Source organism: Neobacillus bataviensis, from assembly GCF_019969725.1.
Window position 1 is genome coordinate 12,986 of sequence record NZ_JAHXYW010000002.1, and the last position, 16,533, is coordinate 29,518.

At 40.2% G+C, this 16,533-nt stretch carries 14 protein-coding genes; 5 read left to right on the forward strand and 9 right to left on the reverse strand.

The window, feature by feature from the left end; genetic code table 11:
• The first annotated feature begins 13 nt into the window (after positions 1-13).
• Entirely contained in the window at positions 14-688 is a 675-nt protein-coding gene (locus tag LC455_RS04990; RefSeq protein WP_223588742.1) for a response regulator transcription factor, read from the forward strand.
• Positions 685-1,725: a sensor histidine kinase gene (locus tag LC455_RS04995; RefSeq protein WP_223588743.1), complete on the forward strand. Its 1,041-nt coding sequence runs from the start codon at positions 685-687 to the stop codon at positions 1,723-1,725. Before LC455_RS04990 ends, LC455_RS04995 begins: the two co-directional genes overlap by 4 nt.
• Positions 1,726-1,806: 81 nt before the next feature.
• On the opposite strand, the gene LC455_RS05000 is transcribed toward LC455_RS04995, so the two are convergent.
• From LC455_RS05000 to LC455_RS05010, 3 genes are all read right to left on the reverse strand, one after another.
• Positions 1,807-2,889 (reverse strand): branched-chain amino acid aminotransferase, encoded by a 1,083-nt coding sequence (locus LC455_RS05000; protein ID WP_223588745.1) that lies wholly within the window; start codon positions 2,887-2,889, stop codon positions 1,807-1,809.
• 524 nt (positions 2,890-3,413) lie between these two features.
• Positions 3,414-4,406 (reverse strand): metal-dependent hydrolase, encoded by a 993-nt coding sequence (locus tag LC455_RS05005; protein WP_223588746.1) that lies wholly within the window; start codon positions 4,404-4,406, stop codon positions 3,414-3,416.
• A gap of 50 nt (positions 4,407-4,456) precedes the next feature.
• Positions 4,457-5,599, reverse strand: coding sequence for a glycosyltransferase family 4 protein (locus LC455_RS05010; protein WP_223589813.1), 1,143 nt, complete (start codon positions 5,597-5,599; stop codon positions 4,457-4,459).
• Positions 5,600-5,853: 254 nt separating this feature from the next.
• Here LC455_RS05010 and LC455_RS31295 point away from each other — a divergent pair, with 254 nt between their 5' ends.
• From LC455_RS31295 to LC455_RS05020, 3 genes are read left to right on the forward strand one after another with little or no spacing between them, the layout of a single operon-like run.
• Entirely contained in the window at positions 5,854-6,339 is a 486-nt protein-coding gene (locus LC455_RS31295) for an alkaline phosphatase (RefSeq protein WP_263297688.1), read from the forward strand.
• Positions 6,314-7,156, forward strand: coding sequence for an alkaline phosphatase (locus LC455_RS31300; protein ID WP_263297689.1), 843 nt, complete (start codon positions 6,314-6,316; stop codon positions 7,154-7,156). Before LC455_RS31295 ends, LC455_RS31300 begins: the two co-directional genes overlap by 26 nt.
• A 30-nt stretch (positions 7,157-7,186) precedes the next feature.
• Positions 7,187-7,822 (forward strand): DapH/DapD/GlmU-related protein, encoded by a 636-nt coding sequence (locus LC455_RS05020; RefSeq protein ID WP_223588748.1) that lies wholly within the window; start codon positions 7,187-7,189, stop codon positions 7,820-7,822.
• A 181-nt stretch (positions 7,823-8,003) separates the two neighbouring features.
• On the opposite strand, the gene LC455_RS05025 is transcribed toward LC455_RS05020, so the two are convergent.
• The 6 genes from LC455_RS05025 to LC455_RS05050 all read right to left on the reverse strand — a co-directional run bounded on the left by LC455_RS05025 (position 8,004) and on the right by LC455_RS05050 (position 16,531).
• Complete coding sequence (locus tag LC455_RS05025) at positions 8,004-9,836, reverse strand: hypothetical protein (protein ID WP_223588749.1); 1,833 nt, start codon at positions 9,834-9,836, stop codon at positions 8,004-8,006.
• Positions 9,837-10,214: 378 nt separating this feature from the next.
• Positions 10,215-11,393, reverse strand: coding sequence for an acetylornithine transaminase (locus LC455_RS05030; RefSeq protein WP_223588751.1), 1,179 nt, complete (start codon positions 11,391-11,393; stop codon positions 10,215-10,217).
• Positions 11,390-12,163: an acetylglutamate kinase gene (gene argB / locus LC455_RS05035; RefSeq protein WP_223588752.1), complete on the reverse strand. Its 774-nt coding sequence runs from the start codon at positions 12,161-12,163 to the stop codon at positions 11,390-11,392. The genes LC455_RS05030 and argB overlap by 4 nt, the downstream gene beginning before the upstream one ends.
• Positions 12,164-12,180: 17 nt before the next feature.
• Positions 12,181-13,410, reverse strand: a complete 1,230-nt coding sequence (gene argJ, locus LC455_RS05040) for a bifunctional ornithine acetyltransferase/N-acetylglutamate synthase (protein WP_223588753.1) — start codon at positions 13,408-13,410, stop codon at positions 12,181-12,183.
• A gap of 69 nt (positions 13,411-13,479) precedes the next feature.
• Positions 13,480-14,514, reverse strand: coding sequence for an N-acetyl-gamma-glutamyl-phosphate reductase (gene argC / locus LC455_RS05045; RefSeq protein WP_223588755.1), 1,035 nt, complete (start codon positions 14,512-14,514; stop codon positions 13,480-13,482).
• Positions 14,515-14,539: 25 nt separating this feature from the next.
• Entirely contained in the window at positions 14,540-16,531 is a 1,992-nt protein-coding gene (locus tag LC455_RS05050; protein WP_223588756.1) for a hypothetical protein, read from the reverse strand.
• Between the last annotated feature and the right edge of the window lie 2 nt (positions 16,532-16,533).

Below are 16,533 nucleotides of genomic sequence, written 5' to 3' on the forward strand. Positions count from 1 at the left end.
GGAATGGGAAGCAATGGCGAAATTATTAATAGTCGATGATGATACCCATATTCGCGAACTCGTCCTCCTTTTTTTAAAAAAGGAGGGGTTCGAGCTTTATGAAGCATCAGATGGATGTAAGGCATTATCGATAATGGAAAAAGTGAAGATGGACCTTGTCATCATCGATATCATGATGCCGAATATGAACGGCTGGGAGCTATGCCGCGAGCTTAGGGAGTTCAGCGATATTCCGATCTTAATGTTAACTGCCAAAGGGGAAACCGCACAAAAAGTTAAGGGATTTGAACTTGGCGCAGACGATTATCTTGTGAAACCTTTTGACCCGATTGAGTTAGTGGCGAGGGTCAAAGCTTTGCTAAAAAGGTATAATATTATTTCTTCCCAAACCATTGAGATTGGGGAATTTAGGTTGAATCGAAAAAGATATGAAATTGCTTTTAAAGAGCAGGCCTATACCATTCCGTTGAAAGAATTCGAGCTATTGTTCAAGTTAGCGGGTTATCCCGGAAAGACTTTTTCTAGAGAAGAACTCATTGAAGACATTTGGGGCTACGATTATGAAGGGGACGATCGCACGGTTGATGTTCATATTAAGAGACTGCGAGAGAGATTTTCAGAGGAAGAGTTCCCCTTCAGGATTAAGACAATACGGGGATTAGGGTATCGACTTGAGGTAAAGCCATGAAGGGTAAAAAGTTTTTTCGCCATGTATTTGGCTTTTTCATGTTTTTAATGATGATTATCATTAGTTTTTCAGCTTCTTACTTTCTTGCAGGCTATCTTTTTCACCTGTTCAGTTTTCATCCATCGAATTATATACAGCATTTAATTACGACCATACTTGGCTTTTTTATTTTTGCTGGAATTGGGATTGGCTTTTCAAAAATCATCCGATCCAAGCAGCGCAATCTTTTTCAAGAAGTCATTGATGCGCTTAGGAGTATTGCTAGGGGTGACTTTAATGTCCAGTTAGAAACGCTGAAAAGAGAAGATCCCTTTACAACTCTCATTGATCATATCAACCATATGGCGAAGCAATTAAAGGAAATGGAAGACATGCGGCAGGAGTTTATTTCAAATGTCTCTCATGAAATTCAATCACCGCTCACATCCATCGGGGGTTTTGCCCGTGCGCTTCAATATAAGGAATTAACCCTTGAGGAACGCAGCCATTACCTCAATGTGATTGAAACAGAGTGCAGAAGATTATCAAAATTGAGCGATAATCTCCTAAAGCTTACTTCACTGGAGTCCCTGCATCATCCATTTGAGCGTAAAACCTATCGGCTTGATCAACAAATAAGAACCATTATCTTGGCCTGTGAACCCAATTGGGTGGAAAAAGAACTAGAAATGGATGTCATGCTTGAAAAGGTCACCATCTTCGCAGATGAGGACTTAATGAGCCAGGTATGGACCAATTTGCTCCACAATAGCATTAAATTCACCCTTCATTCCGGAAAAATTAGTATTCGTCTAAGCCAGATAGATGACAAAGCGGAAATAAAAATATCTGATACGGGGATTGGCATTTCAAAAAATGACCAAGTTCATATATTTGAACGCTTCTATAAAGCTGATAAGGCGAGGGAACGATCAAAAGGCGGCAGTGGATTAGGGCTCTCCATCGTCAAAAAAATCATGGATATGCATAAAGGGACTATTGTTGTTGAAAGTGAAGAGGGCGTTGGAAGCACTTTTACTTTAACCCTTCCGCTATAGTACTAAAAAGATGCCTCATCTCTAGCTGCAATTAATGAACAGCTGGATCAGGCATCTTTTTATTTTTCAAACCGATATTAATCAAACTTCGACAGTGCTGACTTTGACCGTCCAGTGAAATGGATCTTCTTTTTTACCAAGCTGTATTCCGGTAATTTCATCATAGATGTCCTGGGATAACTGGCCGATTTGATAATCATTGATGACGATGGTATGACCATTCCAATTTAATTCGCCTACGGGTGAAATAACTGCTGCCGTTCCTGCACCAAAGACTTCTTCCAATTCACCGCGCTCATGGGCGGCATAAACCTCTTCAATTGAAATTTTCGCTTCACGCATAGGAACCTTCCAATATTTTAAAAGTTGAATAACCGAATCACGAGTTACACCAGGTAAAATGCTTCCATTTAATTTTGGTGTAACAACTTCACCATTAATTTTGAAGAAAATATTCATACTGCCAACTTCTTCAACATATTTATTCTCTTTCGCATCCAGCCAAAGAATTTGGGCAAACCCATTTGCATCGGCCTTTTCCTGTGCTTTCAGGCTGGCGGCATAATTTCCTGCGGTCTTTACATGGCCGACCCCACCTATGACGGCTCGGACGTACTGCTCTTCTACATAGATTTTCACAGGGCTTAATTGGTCGCCATAATAGGCTCCGGACGGCGAGAGAATGACAAGCAATTGATACTGGCGGGCAGGGCGGACGCCGAGATAGGCCTCGGTTGCGATAATAAACGGACGAATGTAAAGTGATTGCCCTTCACCTTCAGGAATCCAATCTTTTTCTGTGAAAATTAATTGTTTAATCGCCTTTAATAGAAAATCTTCATCAATTTGGGGAATGCATAACCGATCACAGGATTCATTCAAACGGCTCATGTTTTTTTCCGGACGGAAGAGCTGGATGGTTCCATCTGCTGTTTTATAAGCCTTCATTCCTTCAAAGATGGCTTGTCCATAGTGAAAAACCATTGCTGCCGGATCAAGTGTTAATGGAGCGTAAGGTATGATTCGCGGATCGTGCCAGCCGAGTTCGGCATGAAAATCCATAACAAACATGTAATCGCTGTAATACTTCCCGAAACCAAGTGATGCGGGATCAGGCTTTACCTTTAATTCTTCTCTTTGAAAAAATGCAATTTCTTGTTTCATGAACACACCTCTTATCCATTCTCTTGTTTACAAATTTTATTATACACCAATGAAATTTAAAGCGTGTCCGTGACACCCTAAAGAAACTTTATTTTCGCAAATTTTGAACAGTTTTTCATCCTCTTTATAATGTTCTCAAGGGGGAAAAGAAAATGAATTTATTTTTCATTATCATCAAAAAAGCTGTCCCAGACAACGTCTCAGGAGCAGCTTTTTAAATACCTAATTTATTAGGTTGGCGCATGGAAATTTACTCATCCTCCTCATAAGCTTCGGTGGTCGTATCCCTGCACTCCCAGCATTCAGCTCGATTCCTCTCCATGATTGACAATTCCATTCCACAAGAAATGCAATATTCCATAACTTATTTGCCCCTTTCCAGTGAAATTGTTTTTTAGCATATGTGATATATATTCAATGAGGTGATATAATATTTCTCCCTAAGCTTGTAAAATAACATTCATCACCATTTAGTAATAATTAAAAATGGACATCTTCAGAATCTAAAGATGTCCATTTCAATTTTACTTTATAGATGAAGAGGAATTCGTTAAGCTTCTTAGCACTTTTTTGTATTGCTTTATCGTGTTTATCTTTCCTATAAAGCTATTCTTAATTTTGAAGTCAGAGGAAATAAAAATGATAGCAAGGTTAGGAAAAAATTTCTTTGTTCGAAAACGGAGATCCTTCCAATAGATTAAATATCCGTTTTTTCTAACAACAACAAATGGATAAGCGAATGTTGTGCCGGAGAGAAAGTCCGAAACAGACTGGTTGTTTGTACTATCTGAAACCAATACTGGAAAATCGATTTTTTTGGAAAGAGTATGTTCAATGGCAAGGTTATTATCTGAATATACACCAAATAAGAAATCCGTATTTGTTTCGATGATAATATTCCATTTAAATGGGGCTAAACAGGGAATTAACTTGATACGGACTGCCCTAATAAAGTGTTCTTGTAAGTGTTTTTTTGCTGCTGCTGTTGAAAAAGCTCTTAGCGCCAGATATAGAAAAATAAATACATATATGATCAAAAAGGTTATTCCTGCTTGATAAATTAAGAGTAAACAAAATCCGAGAAAATGGAGCAATAGAATAGAGGGGTCCATTAAAGGAATCGCATCAAAGGCAATCCATTTTCGGGAAAAAGGCATCAAAACTTGCGTTCCATGCACATTGAATAAATCAAAAAGTACATGTAGAATCACCGCTAAAAATGTCCATAAAAATAAATGGAGAAATCCTGTGCCAGCAAAGAAGGGATATAGCAGGCCTGAAACAATGATGCCCCAAAGAGGAAGCGCAGGAAGTGAATGTGACAGGCCTCTGTGATTTCTGAAATAGCTTCCCTTTCCCTTCAATCGATAAAGAATGTCAAAATCCGGTGCATTGGAACCAATAACAGTACCTAAAACGACTGCCTGTGTTAAGAGATGATTTTCGGCAACTACAGGATCTATTTGAGCCAGAGCCCCAATACCTAAGCCCATCACAATATGAGAAAACGTATCCACTCGATCACTCCTTAAGTTTGTTGATTGTTTACACCTTCTCAAATTCATGTTTAAGCGTATTTTGGTATCTTAGGTTCTTCGACAACGCTCTTATAACGCCAAAGTAATTGAGCAAAAATCTTTTCCCAGCTTTGTGTCAGTGCATAATTTCTGCCCTCTATCCCAAATTGACTTCGCAGATTATCATTTTCTAATAGCTTCAAAATGGCGTTAACAAACTCCGCTTCATTGCCTGTTTCACACAAATAGCCTGTTACCCCTGACTTAATAATATTTTTTACACCACCGGAATTGGCTGTAATAACGGGCGTACCACTTGCCAGTGCTTCAATCACGACATTTCCAAAGGTTTCAGTAGGAGAAGGAAATACAAATACGTCTGATGCTGAGTAGATTTCCGCTAATCGTTCTCCTGTTAAATATCCTGTAAATGTCATGTTAGAAGGTGCATCTTGTTGAAGTTCTTCCCTTAGTGGACCATCTCCGACAACGTACCATTGAATTTGTTCAAGCATCTCTGTTGGCAGAGCTTTAGCAACAGCTAGAAGTGTTTTCACATCCTTTTCTGGTGCTAATCGGCCTACATAGGTAAGAAGGTACTTTTTTGTGATTCCCAATTCCTCTCGAATAGTCTGTTTTTCGTAATAAGGGTGAAAAAGCTGGCAATCGACTCCGCCTGGCCAGATTTCTAAATTTGCAAATCCCTGACGTTTGAGCTGCGTTAACGTTTCACTAGAGGGGACAAATAATTTTTGAAACGGTTTATGGAACCATTTCATGTATTTCCAAACGATTTTTGATAGAAATTGAAGGTCATAGAACTGTAAGTAATAATCAAAGTCGGTGTGATAGGAACCAACGAGCGGTATATTTAATTTTTTTGCAAGATATACACCGCAAAGTCCAATGTTAAAGGGGGTAGCAACATGGATGATATCTGGAGAAAAATTTTCTAATTCAGATTTGGTGCGAAAGAGGTTGGGAAATGCGAGACGGCACTCCGGATATAAGAAAAAAGAGAAGCTTTTAAAGCGGCGAATATGAGCAGAAATATATTCGTTTGAACGAGAATCCGGTGCAAAGACTTTGTAAGGAATGTTTTGCTCATCTAAGTAGTTGGTAAAATGTTTCAGCGTCCGCGCAACCCCATTGATGTCTGGATGGAAGGTATCAGTGAAAATGGCAATTCTCATATCCATACTTCCCCCTTTACTCCAAATGAAAATTTCCCCCTTATTGTATTTGATAAATGTAGTTATTCTTCTTGAGATACTGTTAATTTATTGTAAAGATTTGGTTTATTAGCAAAAACAACTAAAATGTTAAGAATTTTTTGATTTTTTGTAAAAGTATTGTATTACGTATTTGTTTTCCATTTTTCTATGTTATAAAAGGAGTGTCATCCGTAGTAAAGGAAAGTTTAATTCATACATGAAAGGTGTTGTTTATGATGTTAAATTCCACCGCTCAGCAGCATGATTATCGTTTAAATCCATTTAGTCCTTTTGTGAAATATATCGGTACCCAAAAAGTAAAAAATGTAATCTTCCTCATCGGCAAATGGATTGGTTTTTCTTATACCACCGGACTGTGTTATTTTAATCATGATTCTCAACAAGGATTAATGAACCCCACTATATTTGACCAATTCTTTGTTGGCTCTCAATCCACTTACTCATTAGATACTGAAAGTAATATCACGGATTCGGCAGCAGCTGGTACTGCTTTATCGACAGGATATAAAACCTATAATGGAGCTCTCGGTTTAAACATTGATAAACAAACCGTACCAACGATCTTAGAATATGCTAAATTTCGTGGCAAATCTACTGGTCTCGTGGGAACGAGCCAGATTAATCATGCAACATTGGCAGCCTTTGCCTCGCACATCGAATCGAGAGATCAATATGATCAAATTGCCGATGACGGATGAACGAATAGAAGGCAAACAGAAAATCGACGTGATGCTAGGAGGAGGCACTTCTTATTTCAATCGAAAAGACCGAAATTTAATAGAAGAGTTTGTTAGAAATGGTTTTGGTTATGTCACAACTTTACAAGATCTTGTTATGAACAAAAATGAGCAGCTGCTGGGCTTATTCGCTCCTATTGAACTGCCAAAACAGATTGACCGAGGTCTGACTGTCCCATCCCTTGCTCAAATGACAAAAGCCGCCCTTGAACGCTTGAAGCAAAATCCCAATGGTTTCTTTCTTTTAGTAGAAGGAAGTCAAATTGATTGGGCGGGCCATGACAATGATATCGTGGGGGCAATGAGTGAGGTGAAAGACTTTGAGGCGGCTTTTAAAGAGGCGGTTAAGTTTGCCTTAAATCGTGATGATACGATTGTCATTGCGACAGCTGATCACTCAACCGGAGGGATGAGCATTGATGGAAATGAAAATTATAAATGGAATCCAAGTGTCATTAAATCGATTACATCAACACCCTTTGTGATTGCTGCACGATTGCATGAAACAAAAGATGTGGAGACTTTAAAGCACCATATGCACTTTACAATACATGAAGAGGACTTGAAAACCATTCAGACAACGTTGGAATTGGAAGTGGAAGATACAAAGCAGGTACTTATAGACATCATCAATAACTATTCCAGCACGGGCTGGACATCGAAAGGGCATACGGGTGAGGATGTCCCCATTTATGCCTATGGTCTCAATCGACATTTGTTTAGCGGAAGAATGGAAAATAGTGATATTGCAAAGATTCTTTTTCAAATTATTGATTAATAGAAAGCTAATAAGAGGGGACGGATTGAAATGAATTTTATTCACCAGCCTTTTAAGGAGAAGAAAATGTCACCGGAGCCTTCGGTCCACTTAACAAGTCATATCACAAATAGCTATGCGGGAGATTGGACATCCATTGGCCCGAGTAATCTTATCATTGAATCTAAAATAGGTGATTATACCTATACAATGGATGATGTAACCATCAACTACGCGGAAATTGGAAAGTTTTGCTCGATAGCTTCTCGTGTCTGTATCAATCCCGTCCATCATCCAATTGAACGTGTAACCCAGCACCACATGACCTATCGCCGCATTTCTTATGGATTTGCAAAGACAGATGATGAGGAGATTTTTAACCGCCGCCGGTTAGATCGTGTAAAGATCGGTCATGATGTTTGGATTGGTCATGGGGCCATTATCATGAAAGGTGTCAAGGTCGGAACAGGCGCCGTCATTGCTGCAGGAGCAGTGGTTACAAAAGATGTCGAGCCTTATACTATTGTTAGCGGGGTTCCAGCAATACCGATAAAGGAACGATTCTCCAGAGAGATCGCAGATAAATTGCAGCAAATCTCCTGGTGGAATTGGCCGAGGGATATGATGGAAAAACTCTTTTATGATCTGAATGATTTGGAAACTTTTCTTGAGAAATATGGAAAATAAGAGAATTAATATCTGTAAGCATACGGTGTACCCTAGTCGGGTAGACCGTTCTTATCATTTCAGATATATTTTGACTTACAGGGTATTTTCAACACAAAACAGCTTAGAGTCTAAGCGGCACTTCTGAAACAGAAATAGGCATCTTCTCTATCAGAAGATGCTTGATTATTATTAAAATCCATCAATCCTGCTTTGGAAAATGAAAAGCATATAAGCAGTGGAGGAAGTCTTCAAATGGAAGGGACGACTCACCTTCATATTCACCATTACCGGTAACGCTTGTTCTAATGGAGTTTCCCCACACTTGAAGACTGTCATTATTTGGGTTGTAAAAATAAACACGAATACAGCCTTCTGAGTCTGACTCCACTCTTTGAATAAGTATTGCATGGGCTCCAAGCGCTTGACCAGAATGGTTGTAAATAGTTATGCCGGCTGGCTGAGGGAGGCCTTCATTGACGTTTGGATTGTTTGACGGGTGATAGTGTTGGCGGAATTTGGTTTTAAACTCAAGGTCACTGAATGCATCTGAAAACTCTGTCCATATACCTTTTAAATGAAAAGAGGGATTGATCCATTTATGAGGATCACTCTCGCGTCCTTTGGCAGCCTTTAACATTTCAAAATAGATCGAATCAAGATGTGGAATTAAGAGTAACGATATAGTATCAATATTGTCCTGATCACTCAGGTAAATATGCGGGAGTGTATCAGAAGAAATAATTCTTCCCTCAAAATTTATGGTAATTTTTCCGTTTTCCAGAAATTCATTAAACATTGTGAGCAGCATGACAGGCTCTTTTTGTGACCAATAGCTGAGGGCTCTAGTCGATTGACATGTCGGGTTAAACCCTTGGCCAATCCCCAGCGGCTGCCCTAAAATGCTTATCACTTCCGAAACTAGGAGGGAACGAAGTCTATCTATATCTGTTATTTTATGAATGGCTGTAAGCGTGTTTTTAATCTTATCATGAAGAGGCACTTGTAAAAGCCTTTCGATTTCACTGATGAATTCTCTCGTAAATATATCTCTCTGAAGAAGGCGTAATAAACCATAAATGCTTCTTCTTGTTTTGATTGTAATCGCAGAGTGGATGAGAGAAGAAATAATAGGCAGATTTAATCGCAGGTTTTCCTTGGATGTGTCGTCCACACACAGTATACTCTGAAGCAAATCGGTTTTTTCATTATTTATATAGGTTAAAAATAATGAGTGGAACGGGGAAACAAGCCCAGATTGTTTCATGGAAGCCCGCAACTGGCTGGCTTCCCGGATTAGTAATAAATCATTACTGGCTCTCAGTTTATTTTCATAATTTTTAATAGTTGATGCTGCCGCTATATCCGCGGGAGAATATACGGCATTTTCGTAATGTAATAGGCTTGAATCTGCTTGATCAATGGAGCTGGCTAATCTTTTTGCGCTGGCAATCAATTTCAGGATTTTGTTTGTTACAATAGGTCTTTGGACGGCAAGATTATCGATTTCCTGATATAGGCTTTGAAAAACATGCGGCGAAAAACAGTGGTCTGAGATAAATCTTAAAATTTCGGACGCTTGTTTATCCTTGTGAAGCTGCATGACTCGATTTTCTTCGGTCTCCTTCATTAACAGCAGATCCAAGTTTAAAGCCATAACCTTCGTTAAAAATTCAGTTGCTTCATGCGCCGACATTTCTGGATGCACATAATCACCTCTGGCAATGGCGAGAATTCTAAGTTCGCTTAATGCCTCGGCGGCTGAAGCATTCCCACCGGCATGGAGGGTGCCTCTAACAAGAACGGGATTGAGCTTGCGAACATTCTCCCATGGCTTTCCGGCAAACAGCCCAGCTTCATCAAAGAGATGCGCATATTTATACATCTTGGCTATTCCATTCGGTTCAGTGAGAAGGGCAGCAGCTTCACTAAGAACGACTTGCTGAAATAAACTCTTATTTAGGGTAGAAGTTAGCGATAGCTGCTTAAGAGCTTTTTGAAAAGAATTCTCTGAAGTAAACAGAAAAAGTCCCATATGTCCATTTCCTTTCCAGAAAATTTCCTTTACAGTATCGTATTGGCTATATTGAAAGAGATTTAACTTATTGGTTGAAAAAACAAATGCATCGATTATACAAAGAGAGATGGCGTTTCAGCTAAAGTGACCAGGTGAAATGAGGAGAGTTAAATTGCAAGGAGAGATGGTTTGTTTAATATTACGAATATTCCTTAAATTAAAGTTTTTATTAGATTAATTTAACACATAATAATTGATATTTCAAATTTTAAATCTTTTTATTGTTTGACACAGCCCTTAGAAGATGGGCAGGGGGGCGATAAGAAAACCCCCGTGCATTAATGCAAAAAAGGGACCACGAAATGATATTTCGGGTCATATGAATTTTGGGGCTTATTAATATTTTACTAATCTTTCATCTTCATTATGGGTGAATGTTTCTATTTCAAGAATTTCTTTAATTATGTTAACTCCATTTTCCAATTGTGCTTTTGATACAGTCAGCGGTGGTAATAACCGAATGACCTTCTCGCCGGCTGGCAATGCGATAAGCCCTATATTTCGAAGCTTAGTTAATAGCGGCGTTACAGGTAACATGCATTCTATTCCGGCCATCAACCCAAGTCCTCTTATCTCCCTAATCATGCTTAAGTGTTTTAGATTATGGAGCTGCTTAAAGAAAAACTCACTTTTATCAACTACCTCATCTAAAAATTCCTTTTTAAATATAGTTTCCATCGTAGCAATTGCAGCGGCAATTGAGACTGGATTTCCTCCGAAGGTCGAGCCATGGCTTCCTGGACCAAAATATTTCTCTAGTTTTTCTTTCCCAATGACGGCTCCAATCGGAAATCCGCTTCCCAACCCTTTAGCTGATGTGATTAGGTCGGGGTCCAGGTCAAAATGCTGGAAGGCAAATGGTTTCCCTGTCCGGCCAATCCCGGTCTGGATTTCATCAATGATAAAAAGTGCACCGTACTGTTTACAAAGCTCTTGGACAACCAGTAAAAAATCCTTATTCCCCACATAGATGCCGCCTTCACCCTGAATGACCTCAATCATAACTGCGGCAGCATCATTTCCTATTTCTTTTTTTATGGCTTCGATATCATTGTATTGAACATATACAAATGTTTCGAGCATGGGCCCAAACCCGTGCTTTATTTTATCTTGGCCGGTTGCTGACATTGCCGCGAAGGTGCGGCCGTGAAAGGAATTTTTAAAGGTGATGATTTTCGTTTTTCCTGTAGCTTTACGTGCCAGCTTAATCGCTGCTTCGTTGGCTTCGGCTCCGCTATTGGCAAAGAAAACACGATCCAGCCCGGAAGCTTCTGCAAGCATTTTTGCTGCTGTCTCTTGGGTGCTGCTTTGGAATAAATTCGAAACGTGCCAATATTGATTGAGCTGCTTAAGTACGGCATCTTCAACATTTTTTGGGCGGTGTCCAAGATTACAGACCCCAATCCCTGAAGTGAAATCAAGATAAATTTTTCCATTTTTATCTATCATCATACTGCCGCCGGCAATTTCAGGTTCAATCTCCCAGCGTGAATAGGTAGGGAATAAGTGACTCATTTTGTAATCGGCTCCTTTTGAAAAATTCTCGTACCGTGCCACTTGCCATTTTCAAAAAATGCTATTTTTCCTGAAACGATCATGACGCTTTCAACGCCTTTTTCTACAGCATTAAGCGCTGATTGAACTTTCGGAATCATCCCGCCGCTAATTTCACCTTTTTCAATATAGGCATTGACTTCATGTTGGGAAAGGCTGCTGGCGACCGAGCCATCAATGAATACGCCATCCACATTGGTAACAAATAGGCATTGTTCTGCATGCAGGGTCTTTGCCACCTCTGCTGCCGCATAGTCTGCATTAATATTAAGTTTTTGCCCGTCTTTCGTAATGCCGATTGGGGTAACGACTGGAATGTAGTTTCCATTCATGGCAAGATGAAAGATTTGTGTATTCACTTTAATGATTTCACCAACATACCCAAGCTCTTCCATGTTTATATAATCAGCTTGTAAACAATATCCATCGCTTCCATGGATGCCGATTGCATTGAAGTTGTGCTGCTGGAGCATTTCCACCAGCTTTCTGTTCGTATGGCCTATTAGTGCAATTTCAGCAATTTTTAATGTCTGTTGATCCGTTTTACGCAGCCCATTTACAAAGTGCGGTTCTATCTTGAATAATTCGAGCATTTCATTAATATCTGGACCCCCGCCATGAACGAAGACCAGTTTAAACCCGAGATTCTGCAATTCGGAAATACTTGTGAAAAAGGAGGAGCTCAATTCGTCCAAAACACTGCCGCCGCATTTGATAACAATATATCTCATCCCAAATTCACCGATCCTTACGTACGATAACTGGCATTGATTTTGACATAGTCGTAGGAGAGGTCACAGCCCCAGGCTTTGCCGGTTCCTTTCCCCACATGCAGATCAACCAAAATCTTAATAAATGGCTGGTTCAAATAATTTTGCGCTTCATCCTCTGAAAACACACATGGTACACTATTTTCCAGCATCTGGATCGGGCCGATGGCAATATCGACTGTATAAGGGTTAATCGCCGCTTTTGTCTGCCCAATCGCGCCAATGATGCGTCCCCAATTGGCATCTGCTCCAAATATGGCTGTTTTGACTAAATTTGACCCAACAATTTGTTTGGCGACAAATCTTGCTTCCTCAGGATCCCTTGCCCCTAAAACCTCAACTTCCACTAACTTTGTAGCTCCCTCACCATCCGTGGCAATTTGCTTGGCTAAATTTTCACAAGCCTTTGTTAAAAGCTCAACAAATGTTTCCCATTGAGGATGCTTAGGAGTTAACGGATCATTCTCTGCCAGCCCATTCGCCATTACGAGAACCATATCGTTGGTAGAGGTATCTCCGTCCACGGTAATTTGGTTAAATGTATGGTTGGTTACCTGTTTTAAGGCTGCCGATAAATGATCAGGCGAGATAGCGGCATCGGTCGTTAAGAAACCAAGCATGGTGGCCATATTCGGATGAATCATGCCCGAACCTTTGGCCGCTCCGCCAATTGTAATGGTTTTGTCATCAATGGTGCTTGAGTAGCCGCAGCTTTTCCTCACGATATCGGTTGTGAGAATAGCAGTTTGAAAGTCTATTGCATCACTGCTTTCAGTGCCTGGTGATAATAATTGAATGCCGTTTTCGATTTTATCCATATCCAAAAACTGACCAATGACACCTGTCGAGGCAACTGCCACATACGATTCTTTTATGTTGAATTTTTCAGATGTTAATGAGCGCATTTTTAATGCATCCTTGTAACCTCTTACTCCAGTACAAGCATTGGCGCAGGCACTGTTTACGACAACAGCCTGTAAGAGCCCTTCATTCTCAATGCTTTCTCGAGTTACTATTAAAGGAGCTGCTTGGAATTGGTTTGTCGTATATACTGCTGCAGATGAAGCCGGGATTTCACTAATAATGACTCCTAAGTCCTTTTTTGCATAGCGGAGGCCGGCATGGACCCCTGTTGCTGTAAAGCCTTGTGGTGACAATATATTCCCATTCTCAATTTCAACGATATTATTCTGTAACAGTGTTTGCATTCCAAACCCTCCATTTTGTATGAGTTGAAGTTAAAGGTTTATGCTTTTCCATTAAAAATTCCAGGCTCCCTAAGGATACAAGGGAACAAACTCTAATCCCGTTTTTTCATTTAATCCATTCATTAAATTGGCATTTTGAACCGCCTGGCCGGCAGCCCCTTTCATGAGATTATCGATGACAGAAACGATCGTTAATCTTCCAGTCCTCTCGTCAACTTGCAAGCCAATATCACAAAAATTCGATCCTGCTACTTCCTTAACGGATGGGAAATTGCCTTTTGGCCTGATCCTCACAAACGGACTCCATAAATACTGTTCCTTATATAATTCAATGAGTCTATCAGTATGCAAATTTTCTTTAAGCTGGACATAGATTGTAGCCATGATTCCTCTTGTGATCGGCAGCAAATGGGTATTAAAAGTAATAGGTGAAATTCCTGTACTCCATCGGTTCAATTGCTGCTCTATTTCAGGAATATGCTGATGCTCGTTAACCTTATAAATTCGGAAATTTTCATTGATCTCCGAGAATAGCAGGCTTTTAGATACCGATCTTCCAGCTCCGGAAGCTCCGGATTTTGCATCAATGATGATCATATCCGGATCAATCAGTCGCTCTTTTACCACTGGTGCAAGACCCAGTAACGTCGCCGTAGGGTAACAGCCGGGATTAGCGATTAATTCCGCATTGATAATTTTTTCTTTATTCCATTCACTTAACCCATAAACAGCTTTTTCCAATAAACTGCTTTCAACTGGTTCGTGCTTATACCATTTCAGATATTCTTCACCATCGATTAGCCGCAGATCACCAGATAAATCAATCACTTGAACGCCTGTCCTAAAGAAGGCAGGAACAAGCTTACTAGATACTCCTGATGGAGCTGCGATAAAAACGATTTCTGAATGCTTCGCGATTTTTTCCACATCGATATGCTCAAGTGTTTGGTTTGTAATACCGTTTAGGTGTGGAAACTCTTCGAATAATGGAATCTCATTCCTTGTGGTATGAACAGATTGAATAGTAAATACCGGATGATGATGTAATATACGAAAAAGTTCACCGCCGCCATACCCAGTCGTGCCAATGATAGATACTTTCATTACAATCCTCCCAGAGACGATTTAATCATGCCCACTGATAATTTTTGCCCCAGCTTTCTCTTGCCAGTGCTTCCACTTCTTCAACAAGACTGTGTTCAACCATATAGGTGTCACCCTGTTCGAAAGGGTTATAGTGGTAGGCGTACATTCTCGATACAAATTCATGGAACGGAAGGGATGCTTCTCCTTCAAGTTCGCCAAATCCTGAAACACTTGCAATAATGCCCTGCCCCCAATTCTGGCCACTGTCGTTGTTAGGATTGTAAAAATAGATTCGAATATTTCCGTGCGGGTCTTTTTTAATTCTTTGAATCGATACAGCATGTAGGCCGAGCAGTTCCCCATGAACGTTTGTGATGAGAATGCCAACAGGATTCGGATAAATCATCTCATAGCCTTCATTATAATCAGGATGGTGGGTGGCATAGAATAACTTAACAAAAGCAGAGTAGTTTGATACATAGAGTGTCAATTGATCAATCGCATTGATAAAGCCCTTTGGAATCCATGCACCATAGAATTCCGGGTTTACCCACTTATGTCCGTCCTCGCCGCGAAGCAGCGTTTTTTTCATCATTTCGTTATAGATTTTATCCAGGTGTGGTACGAGAACCATAGATATTGGATCCAAATCCTGCCCGATTTCCCCCGCTATCCCTCCAATAAGGAGGCTTGAGTGGATGGTTTCTCCTTCAAATGTCATATCAATATCATTGTCACGGGCTGCCCGAGCAATATATTCCAACAGTTGACCGATTCCATGCTGACTCCAGAGGGAAATGGCTCTAGCTGACTGGCAAGTTGGATTGTTCCCTTGCCCGACACCAAGAGGCTGACCAAGAATACTCATAACTCCAGCAATAAGAAGACCGTTTAGGCTGATTGCGCTTTGTTCATCCTTAAACTTTGTAAGTGCTTCGCGTACGTGTGCATGAATAGGGAGATCAAACAGACGGCGAATGGCAGGAAGTACATGTTCCTGGGTGAGCACCCCTCGGTCTAGCATTCTTGAAAGGCTATATATAGCTTGACGTGTTTCAGGATAAATCGAAATCTGGATGATGTCATGGATCAGTTGTTGATTGGCGTTGAAACTTGCAATCCCTGTTTCTGATAGATCAAGGGCTGCCTGGATTTTATCAGGACTCTTCCGGTTAAGAAACCGAAGAAGAACGGGGTGATAGGGTGATACTAGACCTATTTCTTTCATCGATTTTGCGAAAATATTCACTTCTGACTCCAGCTCAGCTTCATTGGCATTTTCCAGTTTGAGTCTATATTCCCTTTGATCGGCCGCATCCTTACTTAAAGGGGTTGGAGCATTTGCGGCATCTATATATTTTTCAAGTGCTTCTCTCGTTTTTTCATCAATACCGCTTTTAATTAATTGTTTAGAAAGGCTAATCATGCTTAATATGCGACCTGTCATAATAGGACGCTGGACAGACAGGCGTTCTAATTCCTGCACAATTTGATAACCGATTGCTCGAAATGAAAGCTGCTCACCCAAGTATTGAAATAAGACTTGGGCCCGAATCATATGATCTTCTAAAATACGGCCTTCTTCTGTTTCTGGTGTGAACAAAAGGTCAAGATTCAAGGCCATGACTTCATTTAAAAAGGCATTGGTTTCTTCCTTGCTCAGGCCCTCATGGATGTAAGTTCCTTTCGCAATGGCCAGCATTCTCATTTCACTTAACAATTCGATAATGGAATTGACGCCCTGTTTAGACCTCAATGAACCGCCAACGAGTGGAGGCTGCATTTTAGTTGGATCCTCCCATTGACCTCCTAGGAAGACACCAGCCTGATCAAAACGATGAGCATTTTCAAAGAGAATATTCATTCCATCGTAGGAGTAAGAAAGCTCAATCGCTAATTGATAAACCTCTGTTTGATAAAGACTTTTTGCGAATGGTTTAGCCTGCTCAAGTCTTTCTAAAGCTACTTCAAATTTACTTTTCAAAGCTGTTGTGTGTTTCCCCATTCTTTTTCTCTTTGTCGTTAATGTACTCATCC

What these genes read in the sequence shown, in the direction of transcription:
- LC455_RS04990 (WP_223588742.1), top strand. Translation starts at nt 14, where the DNA reads ATGGCGAAATTATTAATAGTCGATGATGATACCCATATTCGCGAACTC.
- LC455_RS04995 (WP_223588743.1), top strand. Translation starts at nt 685, where the DNA reads ATGAAGGGTAAAAAGTTTTTTCGCCATGTATTTGGCTTTTTCATGTTT.
- LC455_RS05000 (WP_223588745.1), bottom strand. Translation starts at nt 2,889, where the DNA reads ATGAAACAAGAAATTGCATTTTTTCAAAGAGAAGAATTAAAGGTAAAG.
- LC455_RS05010 (WP_223589813.1), bottom strand. Translation starts at nt 5,599, where the DNA reads ATGAGAATTGCCATTTTCACTGATACCTTCCATCCAGACATCAATGGG.
- LC455_RS31295 (WP_263297688.1), top strand. Translation starts at nt 5,854, where the DNA reads ATGATGTTAAATTCCACCGCTCAGCAGCATGATTATCGTTTAAATCCA.
- LC455_RS31300 (WP_263297689.1), top strand. Translation starts at nt 6,314, where the DNA reads ATGATCAAATTGCCGATGACGGATGAACGAATAGAAGGCAAACAGAAA.
- LC455_RS05020 (WP_223588748.1), top strand. Translation starts at nt 7,187, where the DNA reads ATGAATTTTATTCACCAGCCTTTTAAGGAGAAGAAAATGTCACCGGAG.
- LC455_RS05025 (WP_223588749.1), bottom strand. Translation starts at nt 9,836, where the DNA reads ATGGGACTTTTTCTGTTTACTTCAGAGAATTCTTTTCAAAAAGCTCTT.
- LC455_RS05030 (WP_223588751.1), bottom strand. Translation starts at nt 11,393, where the DNA reads ATGAGTCACTTATTCCCTACCTATTCACGCTGGGAGATTGAACCTGAA.
- argB (WP_223588752.1), bottom strand. Translation starts at nt 12,163, where the DNA reads ATGAGATATATTGTTATCAAATGCGGCGGCAGTGTTTTGGACGAATTG.
- argJ (WP_223588753.1), bottom strand. Translation starts at nt 13,410, where the DNA reads ATGCAAACACTGTTACAGAATAATATCGTTGAAATTGAGAATGGGAAT.
- argC (WP_223588755.1), bottom strand. Translation starts at nt 14,514, where the DNA reads ATGAAAGTATCTATCATTGGCACGACTGGGTATGGCGGCGGTGAACTT.
- LC455_RS05050 (WP_223588756.1), bottom strand. Translation starts at nt 16,531, where the DNA reads ATGAGTACATTAACGACAAAGAGAAAAAGAATGGGGAAACACACAACA.